This window comes from Arthrobacter sp. StoSoilB5 (assembly GCF_019977235.1).
Classification (GTDB): domain Bacteria; phylum Actinomycetota; class Actinomycetes; order Actinomycetales; family Micrococcaceae; genus Arthrobacter.
The window spans coordinates 4,768,352-4,787,497 of record NZ_AP024646.1 but is presented as its reverse complement, the minus strand read 5'-3'; the positions used below and the strand labels follow the sequence as shown (position 1 = coordinate 4,787,497).

General features: G+C 63.5%; 19 protein-coding genes. 7 read left to right on the top strand and 12 right to left on the bottom strand.

The genetic code is table 11. From position 1 onward, the window contains the following. Positions 1-37: 37 nt before the first annotated feature. The 7 genes from LDN75_RS21720 to xylA form a co-directional block, all read right to left on the bottom strand. Positions 38-934: an aldose 1-epimerase family protein gene (locus LDN75_RS21720; RefSeq protein WP_223934746.1), complete on the bottom strand. Its 897-nt coding sequence runs from the start codon at positions 932-934 to the stop codon at positions 38-40. Then, positions 931-2,451, bottom strand: a complete 1,521-nt coding sequence (gene araA / locus LDN75_RS21715; RefSeq protein WP_223937663.1) for an L-arabinose isomerase — start codon at positions 2,449-2,451, stop codon at positions 931-933. The genes LDN75_RS21720 and araA overlap by 4 nt, the downstream gene beginning before the upstream one ends. 35 nt (positions 2,452-2,486) lie before the next feature. Continuing rightward, positions 2,487-3,194, bottom strand: a complete 708-nt coding sequence (locus LDN75_RS21710; protein ID WP_223934745.1) for an L-ribulose-5-phosphate 4-epimerase — start codon at positions 3,192-3,194, stop codon at positions 2,487-2,489. Beyond that, positions 3,191-4,894 carry a ribulokinase gene (gene araB / locus LDN75_RS21705; RefSeq protein ID WP_223934744.1) on the bottom strand — a complete coding sequence of 568 codons (1,704 nt, stop codon included), beginning with the start codon at positions 4,892-4,894 and terminating at the stop codon, positions 3,191-3,193. Before araB ends, LDN75_RS21710 begins: the two co-directional genes overlap by 4 nt. Positions 4,895-5,102: 208 nt before the next feature. Continuing rightward, positions 5,103-6,089, bottom strand: coding sequence for a LacI family DNA-binding transcriptional regulator (locus LDN75_RS21700; RefSeq protein ID WP_223934743.1), 987 nt, complete (start codon positions 6,087-6,089; stop codon positions 5,103-5,105). Positions 6,090-6,157: 68 nt separating this feature from the next. After that, complete coding sequence (xylB, locus tag LDN75_RS21695) at positions 6,158-7,588, bottom strand: xylulokinase (RefSeq protein ID WP_223934742.1); 1,431 nt, start codon at positions 7,586-7,588, stop codon at positions 6,158-6,160. A gap of 115 nt (positions 7,589-7,703) precedes the next feature. Next, complete coding sequence (xylA, locus tag LDN75_RS21690; protein ID WP_223934741.1) at positions 7,704-8,891, bottom strand: xylose isomerase; 1,188 nt, start codon at positions 8,889-8,891, stop codon at positions 7,704-7,706. A 142-nt stretch (positions 8,892-9,033) separates the two neighbouring features. Between xylA and LDN75_RS21685 the strand changes: the two genes are divergently transcribed. The 3 genes from LDN75_RS21685 (at position 9,034) to LDN75_RS21675 (ending at position 11,713) form a co-directional block, all read left to right on the top strand. Further along, positions 9,034-10,239 carry an ROK family transcriptional regulator gene (locus LDN75_RS21685; RefSeq protein WP_223934740.1) on the top strand — a complete coding sequence of 402 codons (1,206 nt, stop codon included), beginning with the start codon at positions 9,034-9,036 and terminating at the stop codon, positions 10,237-10,239. Between the two features lie 138 nt (positions 10,240-10,377). Beyond that, positions 10,378-11,493: a YihY/virulence factor BrkB family protein gene (locus LDN75_RS21680; protein WP_223934739.1), complete on the top strand. Its 1,116-nt coding sequence runs from the start codon at positions 10,378-10,380 to the stop codon at positions 11,491-11,493. Continuing rightward, the gene (locus LDN75_RS21675) at positions 11,474-11,713 is read left to right on the top strand and encodes a hypothetical protein (protein ID WP_223934738.1); all 240 of its coding nucleotides are present in this window, start codon (positions 11,474-11,476) and stop codon (positions 11,711-11,713) included. The genes LDN75_RS21680 and LDN75_RS21675 overlap by 20 nt, the downstream gene beginning before the upstream one ends. 38 nt (positions 11,714-11,751) lie before the next feature. Here the strand turns inward: LDN75_RS21675 and LDN75_RS21670 are convergent, their stop codons facing one another. The 4 genes from LDN75_RS21670 to LDN75_RS21655 all read right to left on the bottom strand — a co-directional run bounded on the left by LDN75_RS21670 (position 11,752) and on the right by LDN75_RS21655 (position 15,408). Beyond that, positions 11,752-11,931, bottom strand: a complete 180-nt coding sequence (locus LDN75_RS21670; RefSeq protein WP_223934737.1) for a hypothetical protein — start codon at positions 11,929-11,931, stop codon at positions 11,752-11,754. A gap of 257 nt (positions 11,932-12,188) precedes the next feature. Beyond that, positions 12,189-13,028: a sugar phosphate isomerase/epimerase family protein gene (locus LDN75_RS21665; protein ID WP_223934736.1), complete on the bottom strand. Its 840-nt coding sequence runs from the start codon at positions 13,026-13,028 to the stop codon at positions 12,189-12,191. Then, entirely contained in the window at positions 13,025-14,239 is a 1,215-nt protein-coding gene (locus LDN75_RS21660) for a dihydrodipicolinate synthase family protein (protein WP_223934735.1), read from the bottom strand. The genes LDN75_RS21665 and LDN75_RS21660 overlap by 4 nt, the downstream gene beginning before the upstream one ends. Then, positions 14,239-15,408 carry a Gfo/Idh/MocA family oxidoreductase gene (locus LDN75_RS21655; RefSeq protein ID WP_223934734.1) on the bottom strand — a complete coding sequence of 390 codons (1,170 nt, stop codon included), beginning with the start codon at positions 15,406-15,408 and terminating at the stop codon, positions 14,239-14,241. The genes LDN75_RS21660 and LDN75_RS21655 overlap by 1 nt, the downstream gene beginning before the upstream one ends. A gap of 198 nt (positions 15,409-15,606) precedes the next feature. On the opposite strand from LDN75_RS21655, the gene LDN75_RS21650 reads away from it, so the two are divergent. Further along, positions 15,607-16,632 carry a LacI family DNA-binding transcriptional regulator gene (locus LDN75_RS21650; RefSeq protein ID WP_223934733.1) on the top strand — a complete coding sequence of 342 codons (1,026 nt, stop codon included), beginning with the start codon at positions 15,607-15,609 and terminating at the stop codon, positions 16,630-16,632. Positions 16,633-16,766: 134 nt separating this feature from the next. Then, entirely contained in the window at positions 16,767-17,087 is a 321-nt protein-coding gene (locus tag LDN75_RS21645; protein ID WP_346347152.1) for a prolyl oligopeptidase family serine peptidase, read from the top strand. Here LDN75_RS21645 and LDN75_RS21640 read toward each other — a convergent pair. Further along, complete coding sequence (locus tag LDN75_RS21640; RefSeq protein ID WP_223934732.1) at positions 17,068-17,841, bottom strand: sugar phosphate isomerase/epimerase; 774 nt, start codon at positions 17,839-17,841, stop codon at positions 17,068-17,070. The genes LDN75_RS21645 and LDN75_RS21640 overlap by 20 nt on opposite strands. 229 nt (positions 17,842-18,070) lie before the next feature. Between LDN75_RS21640 and LDN75_RS21635 the strand changes: the two genes are divergently transcribed. Both LDN75_RS21635 and LDN75_RS21630 read left to right on the top strand, forming a co-directional pair. Continuing rightward, entirely contained in the window at positions 18,071-18,511 is a 441-nt protein-coding gene (locus tag LDN75_RS21635; RefSeq protein WP_223934731.1) for a TraM recognition domain-containing protein, read from the top strand. A 15-nt stretch (positions 18,512-18,526) separates the two neighbouring features. Then, positions 18,527-18,955 carry a DUF4913 domain-containing protein gene (locus LDN75_RS21630; RefSeq protein WP_223934730.1) on the top strand — a complete coding sequence of 143 codons (429 nt, stop codon included), beginning with the start codon at positions 18,527-18,529 and terminating at the stop codon, positions 18,953-18,955. The last annotated feature ends 191 nt before the right edge of the window (positions 18,956-19,146 follow it).

The following is a 19,146-nucleotide window of genomic DNA, read 5'->3' as shown; positions in this document are numbered from 1 at the left end:
AGCTCAAAACGCGCGCTAGTGCTACTTAGTTGGGTGACTAGAGGGCGTAGATGCTCCACGCAGCAGTGTGCTCAGTGCCGGGTTCCAGCCGGATCAGGTCAGTGCCGCTGTTGAAGGCGTCGGGCGGGCAGGTCATCGGCTCCACCGCCAGGCCCAGCCGGCCCGGAATTGGTGCTGGCTTGTCTGCCGTATGGATCTGCAGCCACGAACAACTTTCGTCCCAGGACATCCCGACGCCGGTGCCCGCCGGGTCCCGCAGCGAGAGCCGCGCCAGCCCGCCGTCGAACGTTATGCCGGTGAAGGCGTGGTCGATTTCGGTGCTGCCGATGGGCCGCGGTGTGCGGAAGTCGAAGGCATGGCCTTCCACGCTCGCAACGTTCAGGGGAAGCAGCCTGTCCGGAGTGACCTCCAAGAATGAATCCGCAGCAAAATTCAGGATCCACTCATCCAACGGCGAGGAGCCGGCCACAAGGTACGGGTGCGGACACACTCCGTAGGGTGCCGCAGAGTCCCCTGCATTCCGTGCCGTCACCCGCGTGTGCAGCCCACCATCGTCCAGCACGAAGTGGGCGTCGAGCTCCAGCACAAACGGATAGCCCGCCGTGGGCCCCACCGTGCACGTCAAAGTGAGCGAACCGGCGTCGTGCTCTTTCAGCGACCAATCCAGCGGGAAGGCGAGGCCGTGCAGCGACGTTTGCCGCTCGGGTTCGTTGATCGGCAGGTGTTGCATCTTGCCGTCGAAACGGTAGGTGCCGTCCGCGATCCTGTTGGGCCACGGCGCTGCGATGATGCCGCGATAGTCCGGGATTGGTTCGCCGGCAGCGGAGGGAACCACGAGGTCGCGGCCCTCGAACGTGAGCCTCCGAAGGGCGGCCGCCCGGGCGGTGACGACCGCTTCGTAGCCGCCCGATCGGAGGATGAACTCGGTACTCACAGGCCGCCGGCCAGTTTGTAGTAGGCGGCGTTCCAGTTGAGTTCCTTCTTGAATTGTTTGATGGTGGTGTCCTCGTCGATGGTCAGGAGCTCAGTCCTGGCGATTTCGGCGAAGTCTTCGAACACCTCCAGGCCAACCTGCGTGGAGAGTACCGTGTGGTGCGCGGCGCCAGCGGTGAGCCACGCTGCGGCCGACGTAGCGAAATTGGGCTTGGGCTCCCACAAAGCGCGGGCCACCGGAAGGTTGGGCAGGGGCTGGTCGAGGTCCACGACGTCCACCACGTTCGCGACCAACCGGAACCGATCGCGCATGTCGGACAAAGCGACCACAATACCCGGGCCGGCGTCCGTGTCGAACACCATGCGGACGGGGTCTTCCTTGCCACCAATGCCCAGCGGGTGGATCTCGACGCGCGGCTTCTTCGCAGTCAGGGACGGGCAGACTTCGAGCATGTGCGCGCCCAGGATCTTCTCCGAGCCGGGCTCAAGGTGGTACGTGTAGTCCTCCATGAGCGAGGCGCCACCGGGCAGCCCGGCACCCATGACCTTGGCGGCGCGGACAAGAATGGCGGTCTTCCAGTCGCCCTCGGCGCCAAAGCCGTAGCCGTCAGCCATCAGGCGCTGGACTGCCATGCCGGGAAGTTGGCGCAGCTCGCCCAAGTCCTCGAACGACGTCGTAAACGCGGCCGAGCCGTTCGCCTCCAGGAAGCTGCGGAGACCGAGTTCGATCCGTGCGCTGTACCGCAGCGACTCGTGGCGGGCACCGCCTGCCTGCAGCTCCGGCACCACCTCGTAAAGGCGCTCGTATTCGGCAACCAGGGCGGCGACGTCGGACTCTGCGGCGCCGTGGACGGCGTCGGCGAGCTCATTGACGGACCAGGTGTTGACGGAGACGCCGAAACGCAGCTCGGCTTCGGTCTTGTCGCCTTCGGTGACTGCTACGTTGCGCATGTTGTCACCAAAGCGTGTCAGTTTCAGGGTCCTGACGGCGGCCCAACCGGCCGAAGCGCGCTGCCACGCGCCCACCTGGCGGGCGACCTCCGGGTTGGAGACATGCCCGACGACGGTCTTCCGCGGCACGCCGAGACGGGACTGGATGTACCCGAATTCGCGGTCGCCGTGGGCTGCCTGGTTGAGGTTCATGAAGTCGAAGTCGATGTCCGCCCAAGGCAGGTCACGGTTGGCCTGCGTGTGCAGGTGCAGCAGCGGTTTGCGCAACGCGTCCAGGCCCTGGATCCACATCTTGGCCGGGCTGAACGTGTGCATCCACGCGGTCACACCGATCACGGAATCGTCGGAGTTCGCCTCCAGTGCGGTGCGACGGATGGCGTCGGAATCGGTGAGGACCGGCTTCCAGACGAGCTTGACGGGTACGTCCGAGGATGCGTTGAGGACGTTGGCGATCTCCTGCGACTGCGCTGCGACCTGCTTGAGGACGTCCTCGCCGTAGAGGTGCTGGCTTCCCGTGAGGAACCAGACCTCGTAGTGCTCCAGGGAAGTGTTGTTGGCGGTGGGCATTTTCATGGCTCCTGAAAGTGTGGTGGACGTCCGCTTTAGCGGCCGTAGACGTTTTGGTAGCGGTTGTAGAGCGACTCGATCTTGGCCTGGTCAATGGGGAGCGGCTCGCCGAGTTGTCGGGAGACGTGGACCGTCTTTGCCACTTCCTCGCACATCACGGCAGCCTTCACCGCGGACCTGGCGTCCTTGCCGATGGTGAAGGGGCCGTGGTTCTGCATGAGCACTGCGGGGGAGTGGGAGTTCTTGAGGGTCTCCACGATGCCCTGTCCGATCGAATCGTCTCCGATCAGCGCGAAAGGGCCTACCGGGATCGGACCGCCGAACTCATCGCCCATCATGGTCAGCACGCACGGGATCTCCTCGCCACGGGCGGCCCAGGCAGTGGCATACGTGGAATGGGTGTGCACCACACCGCCGACCTCCGGCATGTGACGGTAGACGTAGGCATGTGCTGCAGTGTCCGATGATGGCGAGAGGTCCGGGTTCCCCCAGTCCACGGTCCCACCGCTTCCGATGTTGATGCCCCTGACGGGAGTCCCAAAGAGATCCGTGACCACCATTTGCTCAGGCGTCAGCTCGTCATAGGAGACGCCTGAGGGCTTGATGACCATGAGGTCGTAGCCGGGGATCCGGCCGGAGACGTTGCCCGCAGTCCAAACAACCAGCTTGTAGCGGGTCAGCTCGGCGTGCAGTTCGCAGACTTCGCGGCGGACTTTGGCGATGGTTTCCAGGAGGGTGCTCATGCGTTGACCCCTTCGGTGATGGTGGCATGTGCAGCACGCTGAATAGCCTTGAGGCGGTGCATGACGCTGTTGGTGCCGCGGCCGAAGTAGTCGTGCAGGGCCCGGTATTCCTGGAAGAGTTCCTCGTAGGCGGTGACGTTCTCCGGGATTGGCGTGTAGACAGCGCCCGGGGCCGCTGCCATGGATGCAGCAGCTTGGCGGATGTCCTTGTACTTTCCGGCCGCTACAGCTGCGTGGATTGCGGAGCCGAGTGCGGGTCCCTGCTCTGAGCCGATCGTAGAGAGCTGAAGTCCGGTGATGTCCGCATAGACCTGCATCAGGAACTTGTTCTTCAGGAGACCGCCGGCAACGATGAATTCCTTGACGGGCACACCCGAATCGCGGAACGCATCCACGATGGTGCGGGTACCGAAAGCAGTGGCCTCCAGCAGCGCCCTGTACGTGTCCTCGGGCTTTGTGGCCAGGGTTTGGCCCACCACGACGCCGGAAAGCTCGTGGTCCACCAACACCGAACGGTTTCCGGAGTGCCAGTCCAGGGCGATCAGGCCGTGCTCGCCAATGGCCTGCTTGCCAGCAAGTTCAGTGAGGTATTCGTGGATGCCGAGGCCCTCTTCGGCCGCGGCCTGGTGGTACTCGGGAGGGACGCCGTTCTTGGTGAACCAGCCGAAGATGTCCCCAACTCCGGACTGTCCCGCTTCGTAACCCCAGAGACCGTCAACAATGCCGCCGTCGACAACCCCACACATGCCAGGGACTTCGCGCAGGACGTCGCCGTTCATGACGTGGCAAGTGCTGGTGCCCATGATGGCCACGAGCTGCCCCGGCTCAACAGCGTTGGCAGCGGGTGCGGTGACGTGGGCGTCCACGTTGCCGACCGCCACTGCGATTCCGGCCGGGAGTCCGGTCCAGGCGGCAGCCTCTTCTGTGAGGTACCCGGCGGCATCGCCCAATCGGCCGATGGTGTGCTCCAGCTTTTCGGACACGAAGCCCTTGAAATCAGGATTGAGCGCGGCGAGGAAATCTTCCGACGGGTACTTGCCGTCCTGGTAGATGCCCTTGTAACCAGCGGTGCATGCGTTGCGTACGTAGCTGCCGCACAGCTGCCAGACGATCCAGTCGGCCGCTTCAACCCAATGGTCCATGGCGCCATAAACTTCGGGGTCCTCTTCAAGGAGCTGCAGGCCCTTGGCGAACTCCCATTCCGAAGAGATCAGGCCGCCATATCGGGGAAGCCAGGCCTCCCCGCGTTCCTCGGCGAGCTTGTTGATGCGGTCGGCCTGTGGTTGGGCCGCGTGGTGGCGCCACAGCTTTACGTAAGCGTGGGGACGGTCCGCGAAGCGTTCCAGTTCGTTCAGCGGCGTGCCGTCCGCCGTCGTCGGGACCATGGTGCAAGCGGTGAAGTCCGTAGCGATGCCCACCACGTTGGCGGGGTTGATCCCAGCATCGGCGACGGCGGCCGGTACTGCATTGCGCAGGACGTCGCGGTAGTCGTTGGGCACTTGGAGCGCCCAGTCGGCGGGGAGCCGCTGGCCAGTTGTGGGCAGCCGCTCGGATACGACAGCGTGCGGGTATTCGAACACGCCGTTGCCGAGTTCCGCACCGTCCGAGACACGCACAACGACGGCGCGACCGGACAGGGTGCCGTAGTCCACGCCGATGACGAACTGCTCGTCGAGCGGGAGATTTTCAGAGGTATTCATGGGGTCTCCATCCGGCTGGCCAAGGCCTCATTGCCGGGGGGTTGGGGTGGAAGAAACGAAGAAGGTCTGATGCAATTGTTAGCGCTCACAACTTTGATGTCAAGAGGATGGGCGTCATGTGGGACTGTTTCAGACACTCTGACCCAACTAGGTCGCAGTTGAGCGCGTTTTGCGTGCTCAAAACGCGCTCAGCTGCGACCTAGTTGGGTTAGGTGGTGACGGGGGGCGCTGTGGTGGCCCGGATGATCAGGCGGGGCTTCACTGTGGCGGGCGTACCGGTGTCGCCGGTCTCCAGACGATCCAGCAGCAAGCCGATGCAGCGCTGGCCGAGCTCCTCAAAGTCCTGCGCAACAGTAGTCAGCGGCGGAATGAAGTACGCGGACTCGGGTTGATCGTCGAAGCCCACCACGCTGATGTCCCCCGGGACCTGCACGCCGCCTTCGCTGAAAGCCCGGAGGACCCCCAGCGCCATCTGGTCGTTGGCTACGAACAGTGCGGTCACGGAACGCTCGGCGGCGATTTTCAGGCCTTCGCGGTAGCCGCATTCGGCGCTCCAGTCACCCTGGATCAGGGTGCCGGGTTCGAGCCCTGCCTCGGCGAGGGCATCGCGCCAGCCTTCTGTCCGGGCAGCGGCGTCGATCCAATCGGCAGGTCCAGACAGGTGGCCGATTCGCTTGTGCCCCAGCTCCAGGAGGTGTTGGACGGCAAGCCGCGCCCCTTCGCGTTGGTCCACCGTGGCCCCGGTGAGCATTTCGTCGCCAACGGAACCGACAGCAACCAAAGGCACCTGGGTGGTGATGTCCTTGAGGACGTCAAAGGTCCCAGGGTGCGGCACTGTCACAACGATGCCGTCCACGCCTTGGTCCATGAAGTGGGCCATTGCGTCCTTGATGGTTTCAGGCGTGACTTCCCGCAAACCGGCGACGCTGACAAAATAGCCTGCGTCCCTGGCCGCCTGCTGCACTCCGAGGAGGGTATGGGACGGGCCGTACTGCGCCAACTCGCTGCCCAGCACGCCGATGGTCTGGGAGCGTCGGGTCACCAGGCTGCGTGCAGCGGTGTTGCGGCGGTAGCCAAGTTCAGTGATTGCCTGCTCAACGCGCTCCCGGGTCTTTGAGCTCACGTTGGGGTGGTTGTTCAGAACACGGGACACAGTTTGGTGGGAAACGCCGGCAACGCGGGCGACGTCCTCCATGACAGGAGGCCTGTTTGGTGCGGATTGTTCAGTGCTCACCCTGTCACGATAGAGCACATACGCGGTGATCAGCCCATGGCTGCCTTGGTGGCGTAATGGCGGTACCTCGTCAAGAACTCCGGTGTGCCGGAGCCCTTGTGCGGAGCGACTTCGATTCCTTCAAGGGGCCAATCCGGCAGCTTGCCTGTCAGGACACCGGCGGCTTGCCGGGCCGCGCCGTCCGCCACGTATTCCCCCGGAGCAGGCACGAACACCGGCAACCCGAAGACCTCGGCGGCAACCTTCTGCACGGCTTCGGACTGGGCACCGCCGCCCACCAGGATGATGCGTCGGGCCGCCACGCCTTGCGCCCGCAGGGCGGCGAGGCCATCGGCCAGGGAGCACACAACACCTTCGACGGCGGCCCTGGCCAGGTTGGCCGCGGTGTAATTCGACACTGTGAGCCCATGGAGGGATCCTGTGGCGTCCGGAAGGTTGGGGGTACGTTCGCCCTCGAAATATGGCACAAGGGTCAGGCCGCCTGCGCCCTCAGGGGCTGACAGTGCCAGTTTGGCGAGTTGCTGCAAATCCACCCCGAGTAAAGCAGCGGTGGCATCAAAAATTCGAGTGGCGTTGAGTGTGCAGGCAAGGGGCAGGTAGTTCCCTGTGGCATCGGCAAATCCTGCTACCAGGCCACTCTGATCCCGGGACGGGACGTCGGAAACGGCGAACACAGTTCCTGACGTGCCGATGGAAATAACAACATCCCCGACGCCGGCGTTGACACCCAGCCCCGCCGCGGCGTTGTCACCTGCGCCTGGCCCGATCAAAGCGCCATTGGGCGTCTTGCCGGCAGTTTCCAAAGGCCCGACGACGGCCGGCAGCACCGGGACATGGCCCAGGGTGCTCTGCAGGACTTCCGGTAAGTACTCGCCACTGCTTGCAACGAAGTATCCGGTGCCCGAGGCGTCGGACCTATCAGTGCGGAGCAACTCCAAAGAGGATGGACCTGTGCCCGGCCCATGACCGGCCAAACGCCAGGAAAGCCAATCGTGTGGAAGGCAAACGGCTGCAGTGCGCCGGGCATTGTCCGGTTCGTGCCGGGCAAGCCACCGAAGTTTGCTGGCCGTCAGCGATGCCACAGGCACGGTCCCTGTGCTGGCGGCCCAATAAGCAGCTCCAGCCACGGCGTCACCTTGGCCAGCTTCAAGAATCAGCTCTTCCGCGTCCAGTGCGGACCGGGTGTCGTTCCACAGCAGTGCTGGGCGGACCACGTTTCCGGATTCATCCAGGCAGACCATCCCGTGCTGCTGGCCACCCACGGCGACGGAATCGACGTCGTCCAAGCCGCCCGCCTGGTTGATGGCTTCCTGAAGGGCGGTCCACCAATGATCCGGATGGACTTCGGTACCTTCTGGGTGTGAGGCTCGGCCCTGACGCACCAGGGCGCCAGTGTCTGAGTCCCTGATGACCACCTTGCAGGACTGGGTGGAGCTGTCGATCCCGGCTACGAGAGGCATGCTTTTGTTCCTTTGGGGGACCGTCGCCGGGACTGGCAGTCCGGTAAAACGAGGGACCTTGCCTGGCCCGGCGACGGAATTGCGATGGGTTGGTTCTTCTTACGGGGAGGTGCCTTTAGCGGGCCCCGAGAAGGTGCTCGATGGCCAACTGGTTGAGGCGGACGAAGGCGAACGAGCGCTCGGCGGCCTTGTCGGCGTTGAACGCTTCGAAGGCGCTGGCGTCAGCCAGCAGGTCCGCGGTGGTTTCGCCGGCGTTCAACGTGGGCTCGCCCAGCTCGAACACGCCCGAGGCAGTCAGCGCTTCCTGAACTTCCGGATCGGCGCGGAAGGCGAGGGCGCGTTCCTTCAGGAGCAGGTACATGGACATGTTGGCCTTTGCCGATTCCCACACGCCGTCGTAGCCGTCGGTGCGGGACGGCTTGTAGTCGAAGTGGCGGGGGCCGTCATACTTGGGTCCGCCGTTGGGGAAGCCGTTCTCCAGGAGGTCCACGGTGAAGAAGGCGCTGGTGAGGTCGCCATGGCCGAAGACGAGGTCTTGGTCGTACTTGATTCCACGCTGGCCATTGAGGTCGATGTGGAAGAGCTTGCCCGCCCACAGGGCCTGGGCAATGCCGTGGGTGAAGTTCAGGCCCGCCATTTGTTCGTGGCCGGTCTCCGGGTTAAGGCCCACGATGTCGCCGTGTTCCAGCTGGGCAATGAAGGCAAGGCCGTGGCCAACGGTGGGCAGGAAGATATCGCCACGAGGCTCGTTCGGCTTGGGTTCCAAGGCAATCCGCAGGCCGTAGCCCTTCTCCTTGATGTAGCCGGCGGCGGTGTCCACGCCTTCCTTCATGCGGTCCAGCGCTGCGGAGAGGTCCTTGGAACCGTCGTATTCGCTGCCTTCGCGGCCACCCCACATCACGAAGGTCTCTGCGCCAAGCTCAGCGGCGAGGTCGATGTTGCGCAGGATCTTGCTCAGGGCAAAGCGGCGGACGGAGCGGTCATTTGAGGTGAATCCGCCATCTTTGAAGACAGGGTGGCTGAAGAGGTTGGTGGTAACCATCGGCGTCTTCAGGCCGGTTTCGGCCAGGGCGGCCTTGAAGTTCTTGAGGATGAGGTCGCGCTCCGAGGCGCTGGCATCAAAGGGGACAAGGTCATTGTCATGGAAAGTGATGCCATACGCGCCAAGTTCACTGAGCTTGTGCACGGCTTCCACAGGGTCCAGGGCCGGCCGGGTCGCTACGCCGAACGGGTCGGCGCCAGTCCAGCCGACGGTCCAAAGGCCAAAGGTGAACCGGTCCTGGGGGGTTGGCTGCGGGGTCATTGTTGCTCCTTTGCAAAGCGGCGGGGAGGCCATGGATGTAAAGCACTCCAATTAGTTTCCAATCTGAACTATATGGGGGATGATGGATCATGGTCAATGGAAACCAGCGAAAAATCTTCCAAGCCCTGAGGAGGCTGCGCGAGTGAACGAACAAGCTGCCCCGGGGCGCGTGGGTGACGTGCGCCGTCGTAATCTTTCGCTCGTCCTGGACTCGATTGCCCGCACGGGCGATGCCAAGCCAAGCCGCGCGCAAGTGGCCGCTGGAACGGGGCTGACCAAAGCCGCTGTATCCAGTTTGGTGGCCGATCTGGTGGAGTCTGGCCTTGTGTCCGAGGTTGGCCTGTATCGCGATGGAGAGCGCGGGCGTCCTGGGCAAGGGCTCGAGCTAAGCTCCCGGCGAGGCGTTGTCGGTATGGAAATCAACGTCGACTACCTGGCCGTTGGCCTGGTGGACCTTGGCGGGAAGTTGCGCTTTAGCTCCACGGTGGAGTCCCGCAACCGAGGGCTCAAACCGGCTGCCGTCATGGAGCAGTTGGGTGAGCTGGCCAGCCAGGCCAAGGAAGCAGCAGCAGCTGCCGGCATCACCATCCTCGGAGGCGGACTTGCGGTTCCCGGCCTGGTGGATGACCAGCGAAATGTCGTGTTGTCCGCCCCAAACCTCCATTGGGAGCATCAACAATTGAATCCGCAGGCGTTGCTGGAAGGCGCGCCACTTGGTGTCCGGCTGTCCAACGAGGCAAACAGTGCTGCCCTCGGTGAGCTTTGGTACGGCGGTGGTCCGGCGGACTTCCTCTACGTTTCCGGCGAGGTTGGCGTTGGTGGCGGGGTCATCATCGGTTCGGAGCTCTATACGGGGCCTGGCGGTTCAGCGGGAGAATTGGGCCACATCGTGGTGCATCCCGAAGGGCCTGCGTGTTCCTGCGGAGGGGCCGGCTGCCTGGAAACGTTCGCTGGGCAGGAAGCCATTTTTGAGGCTGCCCATATCCCGGAGGGGTCCCTTGCGGAGCGAACCGGACTTCTGCTCGCGGCGTTGGCGGCGGATGAACCGCGCGCCACGAGTGCGGTTCACGACGCCGGGCGGTACTTGGGCGTCGCGCTCGCCTCTTCTGCGCGTCTCATGGACATCGAGGCCGTAGTGCTTGGTGGTCACTTTGCCGTGCTCGCCGATTGGCTGAGGCCAGCAGTGCTCTCGAGTTTGGAAAGGTATGCGCCCGGGCTGCTGGAGCCCGAAAACCTCACAGTCTCCCGATTGGAGCACTCCGGGACGCTGCTGGGCGCGGCGGGCCAGGTGATCCGCACTGTGATTGAGTCACCTTTCGAGTTCCTCCCGGCGGGCAAGCTCGCGTAGGGCATCTTTTCGCCGGGGAGTGCGTGGGTATTACCGGGGAATTGCGGGTTCCCCCAAGACTTCCATGGGAATCATCAGCATGCTTACTATTAATGGGTCAGTTTGTTCGCGCATGCCCTACCCACGAACAGGTGTCCCATGACTACTCAAGACTCGCCACACACCAGCACAGCGAAGGCAGATACCGCGCCCGCCCCTGAAGACGACCGCAAGCCGGACAGTCTCAAGGACCTGGGCAAGCCCACATGGATGTATATCGCCAAGAGGACGCTGCGGGAGTTCAGCAAGGATCAATGTCCTGATGCAGCCGCCGGCCTGACCTACTTTGCCGTGCTCTCCCTTTTCCCCGCGCTTTTGGCGCTGGTTTCCCTTATCGGCATCTTTGGCGACGCGGGGAAAACCACCGCGGCATTGCTGGACATCGTGCAGCAGTTCGCCCCCGGACCCGGCGTTGACGCCATGCGGCAGCCCATCGAGGAACTGACGCGCTCCAATGCGGCCGGCTTCGCACTGGTCTTTGGCATCCTGGTGGCTGTGTGGTCGGCCTCCGGCTACACCACAGCCTTCAGCAGGGCGATGAACCGCGTGTATGAAGTGGATGAAGGCCGCGGCTTCGTGAAACTGCGCGGCACCATGCTCGCCGTTACCGTCGTCGCACTCGTGGGCGCGGCACTCGCCGCCGCGATGCTCGTCCTGAGCGGTCCGGTAGCGGAGACAATCGGTAAGGCAATCGGCATGTCAGAAACATTCCTGACGGTGTGGAACATTGCCAAATGGCCGGTCCTGATTGTGTTGGTGGTCATTGTCATCGCCGTGCTGTACTACTTCACCCCCAACGTCAAGCAACCCAAGTTCCGTTGGATGAGCCCGGGTTCCCTTATCGCCCTGGTAATTTTTGCCCTGGCATCGCTGGGCTTCGGCTTCTACGTTTCGAATTTCAGCAATTACAACAAAACATATGGAACGCTGGCAGGCGTCATCATCATGCTGCTGTGGCTCTGGATCCTGAATATGTCGCTGCTTTTCGGTGCGGAATTTGACGCCGAGATGGAACGCGGGCGTGAATTGCAGGGAGGCATTGAAGCCGAAGAGAGCATCCAACTCCCGCCCCGCGATACCAAGCGCAGCGACAAGCAGCAGAAGCAGGAAGATGAAGTTATCCGCCGCGGGCAGGAACTACGGGAAAACCACGACGACGATGCCCGCTCCAACGAATCCCCGGAACGCACAGCAAATGCCGAAGACAGGAAGTGAACCTCAGCGCGTCGACGCGTCCGGCACCACGCGCAGGAAGCTCAAGACCGTTCGCGACGGCGACAGAGTGGAAATCCACGGTGAGGTTTTCCGGGTCAGTTCCGTCCAGCCCGAGGAGGGAACCCGGAACATCCGGGTGGAGTTACAGGCGAACGACGGCGGCACTCTCACCTTGATCGGTGTTCCCCGTGCCCAGGTCCACGTGCCAGTCACGCTGTAGCCAGTCACGCTGTAGCACGCCTCGAGCTGTAGGGCGGATTACGCCCCTGCAGGGAAGCCCTGGTCGGCATCATCCCACCAGCCCTCCCAGGCGCTGGACGACAGGCGCTCGGAGGCGAAGGCGGCTGCGGGTGAATTTTCTTCAGGGGAAGCGCCTGAGGATCCGCTGTGGCTGCTGCTGGCGTCCAGAAAAAAGTTGAGGGTCTTCAAGAGCATCATGGTGGTGTCCTTTCAGTGGTTTCGTGGACCTCTTTGTCCAGGTGAAACCAGCGTAAGTGGCCATTGTTTCCTCTCATCGACGCAATGTTTCAGCTGTGTACCACTTATCTAACATGGGCATTCCGCGTCTCCACGCTGAAACAAACAGGGTGTGCACGATGCAAGAAAGCGAGCCCCTGCCGTGACCGGGCAGGGGCTCGCTTGCTTTGGGGTGGTCCTCCTGCGGAGCTTAGGGCCTCCGCAGGAGGACCACGTTCTTAGGCGTACGGGAGGACGAGCTCCGCGTAGCGCTGCTTCATGGTCTCCAGGACCGTGTTTCCATCGGCGTCCCAGATCTCCTGGTTGAAGATTTCAACCTCGATGTCGCCCGTGTATCCGGCATCCCTGACCCAGGTGCCGATGGTCGCGAAGTCGATGACGCCGTCGCCCATCATTCCGCGGGACAGCAGCGCGTCCGCAGCGATCGGCAGGTTGAAATCGCAGACCTGGTAGGAGGCAATGCGGTTTTCGCGGCCCGCGCGTTCAATCTGCGCCTTCAGTTCCGGGTCCCACCAGACGTGGAAGGTGTCGACGGCGACGCCCACTGCCTTCGCGTCGTACGGCGCGGCCAGGTCCAGGGCCTGGCCGAGCGTGGAGATGAGGGCTCGGTCCGCGGCGTACATCGGGTGCAGCGGCTCGAGCACCAGGCGAACGCCATTTTCGGAAGCGAACGGAACCAGTTCCTCGAGCCGGTCCGCTACACGCTGACGGGCTGCGACCACGTCCTTTTCGCCGGGCGCGAGCCCGCCGACCACAAGGAACAACTCCTGGGTGTCCAACGCAGCCGCTTCACGGACGGCGTCGAAGTTGTCAGCCAGTGCAGCGGCCTGTCCTTCAGCGTCGGCAGCCGTGAGGAAGCCGCCGCGGCACAGCGAGGAAACGCGAAGGCCGGCGTCCTTGATGAGCTTGGCCGCTTTGTCCAGCCCTGCCTCGGCAACCCGGTCACGCCACGGGCCGATCGCGGGAACGCCTGCCCGGGCACAACCGTCCACTGCCTCGGCCAGGGTCCACTTCTTGGTGGTGGCGCTGTTCAGTGAAAGCCTCGAGAAGTCACTCATGCGCCCACTCCGTTGATCCTCAGGTAATCGGACATCCGGAAGGCTGCCAGCGAGGGGTCCTTCAGCAAGCCGGCCTGATCTGCCAGTTCGAAGGTCTTGGCCAGGTGCAGCACGGAGCGGCCAGAGTGCAAGCCACCGACCATCTGGAAGCCGGGCTGCTTGCCGTTGAGCCACGACATGAAGGCGATGCCTGTCTTGTAGTAGAACGTGGGTGCGCTGAAGATGTGCTTTCCGAGCTCACGGGTGGAGTCCAGGATGGCGCGCGCTTCTGCAGCGTTACCGGCGTCGTACTTCTGCAAGGCAACCGAAGCGGCGGGGTAGATGGCAGCGAAGATGCCCAACAGGGCGTCCGAGTGGTGGGTGCCGTCGCCGTCGATCAGCTCCGGATAGTTGAAGTCGTCGCCGGTGTAGAGGCGGACGCCTTCCGGAAGGTTGGCGCGGAGGGCGATCTCGTGGGAAGCGTCCAGCAGCGAAACCTTCACGCCGTCAACCTTGTCCGAGTGCTCGCGGATCAGGCTGAGGAACGTTTCGGTGGCCACGGAGACATCGTCGGAGCCCCAGTATCCGGCCAGCGCGGGGTCGAACATGGTGCCGAGCCAGTGCAGGATGACGGGCTGGTCGACTTCCCGCAGCAGCGTCGAGTAGACGTGCAGGTAGTCGTCGGCGCCGTTGGCCACCTTGGCCAGGGCGCGGGATGCCATGAGGATGACCTTGGGTCCAGCTTCGCTGACCACGGCGATCTGCTCGCGGTAGGCATCGATGACGGCTTTGATGCCGGCAGCGCCGTCCGGAACGGCGGTGATGTCCAGCTGGTCGGTTCCGGCACCGCAGGAAACGAGGTCCCGGACGGACTTGCCTGCAGTTGCCGCATTGCCTGCAGCCACCACTGAGGCGGCTTCGGCGCCGGTGCGCTTGATGAGCTGCTGGGTGGCTGCCCAGTCCAGGCCCATGCCACGCTGTGCAGTGTCCATGGCGTCGGCAACGCCCAGGCCGTAGGACCACAGTTCGTGCCGGTACGCCAGGGTGGCGTCCCAGTCGAGCTGAGCCGGAGCGCCGGGGGTGTTGTCAGCGGCGACTTCCGGGATGACGTGCGCTGCGGCGTAGGCGCGGCGAGCGGTCAGGGGAGCGCCCGGCTTGACCCAGGCAGTGGCGGGCTGAAGGCGGTACTCGCGGGTGCCGCCGTCGTTGGTGGGAAGAATCAGTGACGTCATTAGAGGGTGATCTCCGGGATGTCGATGGTGCGGCGCTCTGCCGAGGACTGCAGGCCGAGCTCGGCCAGCTGCACGCCGCGGGCAGCGGACAGCAGGCCGAAACGGTGCTCGCGGCCGGCGACGACGTCGCGCAGGAATTCTTCCCACTGCAGCTTGAAGCCGTTGTCCAGTTCAGCGTTGGCCGGGACTTCCTGCCACTGGCTTCGGAAGGATTCGGTGACGGGCAGGTCCGGGTTCCAGACCGGCTTGGGGGTGTGGGCGCGCTGTTGCGCAACGCACTTGTTCAAACCGGCGACGGCGGAACCGTGCGTGCCGTCGATCTGGAACTCGACCAGTTCGTCGCGGTAGACGCGGACGGCCCAGGAGGAGTTGATCTGGCCGATGACGTCGTCGCCACCCGGGGTAACGAGCTCGAAGATGCCGTAGGAGGCGTCGTCAGCGGTGGCCTTGTATTCCTTGCCGGCCTCGTCCCAGCGTGCGGGGATGTGGGTGGCGGTCTTGGCGTTGACGCTCTTGACCTTGCCGATGATGCCTTCGAGCACGTAGTTCCAGTGGCAGAACATGTCCGTGGTCATTCCGCCGCCATCTTCCTTGCGGTAGTTCCAAGACGGGCGCTGTGCTGCCTGGACGTCGCCTTCGAAGACCCAGTAGCCGAACTCGCCGCGGATGGAGAGAATGCGGCCGAAGAAGCCTTCATCCACCAGGCGGCGGAGCTTGACCAAGCCCGGGAGGTACAGCTTGTCGTGCACGACGCCTGCGGTGACGCCGGATTCCTTGCCGATCTGTGCGAGCTCGATTGCTTCTTCCAGCGTCTCGGCCGTCGGCTTCTCGGTGAAGATGTGCTTGCCGGCGCGCATTGCCTTCTTCAGGGTGGCGGCGCGGAGGCTGGTCATGGAGGCGTCAAACACGATGTCCACGGTGGGGTCCGCGATGACTGCGTCCAGGTCCGTGGACCACTCGGAAACCTTGTGGAGCTCCGCCAGCTCGCGGATCTTGGCTTCGTTGCGGCCAACGAGGATCGGTTCCACCTGAACCTTGGTGCCGTCTTCGAGGGTGAATCCACCGGCATCGCGGATGGGGAGGATGGACCGCAGCAAGTGCTGGCGGTAACCCATACGGCCAGTGATGCCGTTCATGGCGATGCGGATCGTCTTTGTTTCGTAGCCCATGTTTTCTCCAGGTCCTTGTGTGCCGGCCGCTGTGCGTTGCCGGTGTTTGCATTTCCAGATGTGGGAAAGCGCATTCCCGCTGCAATCGATCATGCACTACGCCGCGCCATTTTGGCAAGCGCTTTCCCAAAAATGGCTGGAGGCTGCCATAATTTCTTCTAGCGCCAGTCTCAATGGCTTGCAGAAAAGGAGGGCCTCGTGGCCGCCAGCACACTGAGTGAAGTTGCCCGTTTGGCAGGGGTTTCCCTGGCCACGGCGTCCCGCGTCCTCAATGGTTCCACCCGTAAGCCCGCAGAGGATATTGCGGAGCGCGTCCGCGACGCCGCCGAAAAGCTCGGCTACGTCCCCAATGCCCAGGCCCAGGCGCTCGCAAAGTCCAGCTCAGGATTGATCGGCTTGATTGTCCACGACATCGCCGATCCCTACTTCTCCGCCATTGCCCGCGGCGTCCAGGAAGCAGCCCGGCAGCAAAACCGCATGGTGCTGCTGGCCAGTACATCCGGCGCTCCATCGGATGAGCGGGAAGCTGTGGCAGCCTTCGCCGCACGCCGTGCCGATTCAATCGTCATTGCCGGTTCACGCTCAGCGCGACCCGAGGACAAACAAAGCAACGTGGAGCTCGCCGCCGAGTTGGACCGCTATTGCCGCAATGGAGGGCATGTAGGGGTGGTGGGGCACCCGATCGTTGGTTCCACTACCGAAGAGGGCTACCACGTGATTGAGGTGCCCAACGAAGACCTCGCGGCGAAGCTTGCTGATGAACTGGTTGCCTCGCATCAGGGCGCCTTCGTGATTATTGGCGGCCCCGAGGGACTCTTTACGTCCGACGACCGCATCCGCGGCTTTCAGCGCGGACTTTCCGACGCCGGCCGGCCCCCTGCCGAGGTCATCCGTACCGGCTTTGATCGTGCCGGGGGATACGATGCCGGGTTGGCGCTGGCCGAACGGATCAAGGCCTCGGACGAACGGCTCTGCATTTTCGCGGTCAATGACGTCATGGCCATCGGCGTCACCGCCGCATTGCGCGCAGAGGGTGTGTGGATTCCCCGCGATGCCAATATCGCTGGTTTTGACGACATTGAAACACTGCGCGATTTCCGTCCCGCCTTGTCCACCGTGTATCTGCCGCTGGAGGACATTGGGAGGCTTGCAGCAGGTGGCACCGAGGGCGGCTCGGTTGGTGGTTCCGTCAAGCTCCGCAGGAGCACGGAAGTCCCGGCTTAGAGCCCCGCATCGCCGCTGATCCCAGGAGTCCCGGAGCATGAACCGAGCAATTCAGGACGACGGCGGCCGCCCCGGATCTTTCCGTGCTGTGCTACCCGGTGATTTCCTTCATGGATTCGGCCCATAGGGGGTCGGTGGACAACTTAATCGGACCTGAGGGCGGTCCTGAGCTGCTTCGACGGCTATCCGCCGAGCTCCATGTCAGCGCTGCCACGCCTCCGGCGTTCCTATGGCACACTGCCGAGGACGAAGCCGTGCCTGTGAGTCACAGCCTGGCGTACACCGCGGCGCTGAGCCGTGCCGGCGTACCGGCGGAACTCCATGTTTTTCCGCAGGGCGTGCACGGGCTGGGCTTGGCTGGCGGGTCGCCGGGCGCCGACCAATGGCCAGCCTTGTGTACTGCTTGGCTCGGCCGGATGGGCTGGGTTGCTGGAGTTAGTCCTCGCCCAGCGTGATGGCGTGCAGGAAAGCGGCATCGTTGTGCACGTTCTCCGGCAGATCGTCTTCAACGAACTCCAGCATGATGTCCATGTCCCTTCCGTTGCCGCGAAGGACATCGGAGACGGTCTGCCAGAGGAGCTTGCGCGACCTCAGCGGATGGCGTTCTGCCTCTGGTCCCCAAGAGAAGCAATGCACGCCGACGACGTGAGGCAGCACTTGGTGAAGAGAATCCAGCGCCTGCTGGTCAGTGAGTCCGACGGCGGGCTGCCAGTAGGTGCCGACGTTTGCGTGATCGACGCGGCGCAGGAGCTCGAGGGTGGTTTCAGGGGAGTCGGTGAGTGTTCGACCGTGATATTCGAAAGCGATGCCGATCCCTCGGGCCGCGGCCAGATCGGCGATGCGTTGCGTGTCCGTAACCACCGCGTCCCAGTGCTCCGGGCTGGCGTCGGCTGAACCCAGCTCCCCGGCCCAGACCCGTATCCGCGGGGCACCGAGCGCGGCGGCGAGGTTGAGGACGGGCTCGAAATCGCCGAAAGCTCCCGCTCGGTAATAGGAACCGAGCGACAGGACGCTGAGGCCCGCAGCCTCGGTGGCCTCCTTGGCATGAGCAGCAGAGGCGGCGTCGCTGACGTGGACATCCGTACCCCACTCGATGCCGGCCAGACCTGCGCCCGAGGAAATTCGGACGACGTCGTCAATCCCCAGTTCGCGGAGAGTGACGGAACAAATTCCAGGCGTGAGGTCAGCCAGCGTCGTGATATCGATCATTGGTTCAGGATAGCGGGAATGCGCTTACCGTGCGGGTGTTGGCAGGAAGAGCCGAACTGGTGGTGGAACCCGCTCTCCTACGTCACCGACGAAGAGAAGGCCTACAAACTCACGCAGCACTTCTCCGTCGGCTCCCCTGTGCCCGGGTCAAAGCCCGACGCCTACTTCGATCCCAAGGCTGAAGACATCCTGTCCTCGGACTTCCTCGCGGCCACACTCGGGGATCGTCATGGGGATCCTGCAGTCCTGGTCCCAAGGCGTGGAGCTGTGGGGAGACGCGAACATGCGGAAAATCTGGTCAACGGCGAACGTGAAGGTCTACGGCGGCGGCGTGGCAGAAGAGGGCTTCCTCCGCGCACTCTCGGACCGGATCGGTGACTATAGCTACATCAACGTCTCCACGTCCTCAGGCAAGTCCGGTTCCAGCCGCTCCCGGCAAGAGGGCAAGGAACGCATCTTTGACGTTTCCAACCTTGCCGAACTCGACCGCGGCGGCGCCGTGGTCCTCGCCTCCGGCGCACCCGCCACGCTCGTCCGCACGATGCCCTGGTACACCGGACCCCACAAGGAAACGGTGGAGGCATCCATCAAGAAGTACAGCCCGCGCCCCGAAGAACCAGCCGTCCCGGTTCCAGCGGCACCTGTAGCCAATCCCTGGGTCACGAAGTAGGAAGGGTCTGCACTCATGACGAATGACTTTGACCTCTACGACACAGACACACCGGCCCCAGGCAAAGCTGACCAGAGTGCCGAGAAAGAACCGGAGCTCGTCTACGGCTCCGCCGAAGAATTCCTGCATGAGCAGCTGCTGCCCACGTACGTCCGCAGCGTCACGGGAAAGTCCGCGAAGTGGTGCATCGAGTGGTACTTCCACCCGGAAGCCGTCTCACGTGTGGCGGCTCTGTGGCGTTCATGGGAGCACCTGCGCCTGGATCCCGCTACCGGTATGAGCGTCTGGTGGCGGGACCATGCAGACCATCACATGAGAGTCCTCCTCGACCCCCAAGGTCCCTTCTACAACTGCGACATGAAAGAACACCGCGACCCCGAACATCTGGAACCCAAGAAGGCTCCGGCGGGCTGGTTCCCCGATGTACGAGCCTTCCAGGCGTGAACCCGGTCCGCCATCAGAGCCAGACTGACGACAAAGACCCCGCGAAAATCAAATGAGAGACAACTCCAAATAGCGCCACAGGCTGTGGCACATTTGCCGAAGACATGTCCAGGACCTGGGACAGGTGGGTACTACTGGGACATGGCAGCGACGTTGACGGCTTCCCCAGTGCAGAGCGACCGGCCGTAGCC

What these genes read in the sequence shown, in the direction of transcription:
- xylB (WP_223934742.1), bottom strand. Translation starts at nt 7,588, where the DNA reads ATGCCTCTCGTAGCCGGGATCGACAGCTCCACCCAGTCCTGCAAGGTG.
- LDN75_RS21635 (WP_223934731.1), top strand. Translation starts at nt 18,071, where the DNA reads ATGGGGATCCTGCAGTCCTGGTCCCAAGGCGTGGAGCTGTGGGGAGAC.
- LDN75_RS21680 (WP_223934739.1), top strand. Translation starts at nt 10,378, where the DNA reads ATGACTACTCAAGACTCGCCACACACCAGCACAGCGAAGGCAGATACC.
- LDN75_RS21655 (WP_223934734.1), bottom strand. Translation starts at nt 15,408, where the DNA reads ATGGGCTACGAAACAAAGACGATCCGCATCGCCATGAACGGCATCACT.
- LDN75_RS21660 (WP_223934735.1), bottom strand. Translation starts at nt 14,239, where the DNA reads ATGACGTCACTGATTCTTCCCACCAACGACGGCGGCACCCGCGAGTAC.
- araB (WP_223934744.1), bottom strand. Translation starts at nt 4,894, where the DNA reads ATGAATACCTCTGAAAATCTCCCGCTCGACGAGCAGTTCGTCATCGGC.
- LDN75_RS21670 (WP_223934737.1), bottom strand. Translation starts at nt 11,931, where the DNA reads ATGATGCTCTTGAAGACCCTCAACTTTTTTCTGGACGCCAGCAGCAGC.
- LDN75_RS21700 (WP_223934743.1), bottom strand. Translation starts at nt 6,089, where the DNA reads ATGGAGGACGTCGCCCGCGTTGCCGGCGTTTCCCACCAAACTGTGTCC.
- xylA (WP_223934741.1), bottom strand. Translation starts at nt 8,891, where the DNA reads ATGACCCCGCAGCCAACCCCCCAGGACCGGTTCACCTTTGGCCTTTGG.
- LDN75_RS21710 (WP_223934745.1), bottom strand. Translation starts at nt 3,194, where the DNA reads ATGAGCACCCTCCTGGAAACCATCGCCAAAGTCCGCCGCGAAGTCTGC.
- LDN75_RS21665 (WP_223934736.1), bottom strand. Translation starts at nt 13,028, where the DNA reads ATGAGTGACTTCTCGAGGCTTTCACTGAACAGCGCCACCACCAAGAAG.
- LDN75_RS21640 (WP_223934732.1), bottom strand. Translation starts at nt 17,841, where the DNA reads ATGATCGATATCACGACGCTGGCTGACCTCACGCCTGGAATTTGTTCC.
- araA (WP_223937663.1), bottom strand. Translation starts at nt 2,451, where the DNA reads ATGCCCACCGCCAACAACACTTCCCTGGAGCACTACGAGGTCTGGTTC.
- LDN75_RS21675 (WP_223934738.1), top strand. Translation starts at nt 11,474, where the DNA reads ATGCCGAAGACAGGAAGTGAACCTCAGCGCGTCGACGCGTCCGGCACC.
- LDN75_RS21630 (WP_223934730.1), top strand. Translation starts at nt 18,527, where the DNA reads ATGACGAATGACTTTGACCTCTACGACACAGACACACCGGCCCCAGGC.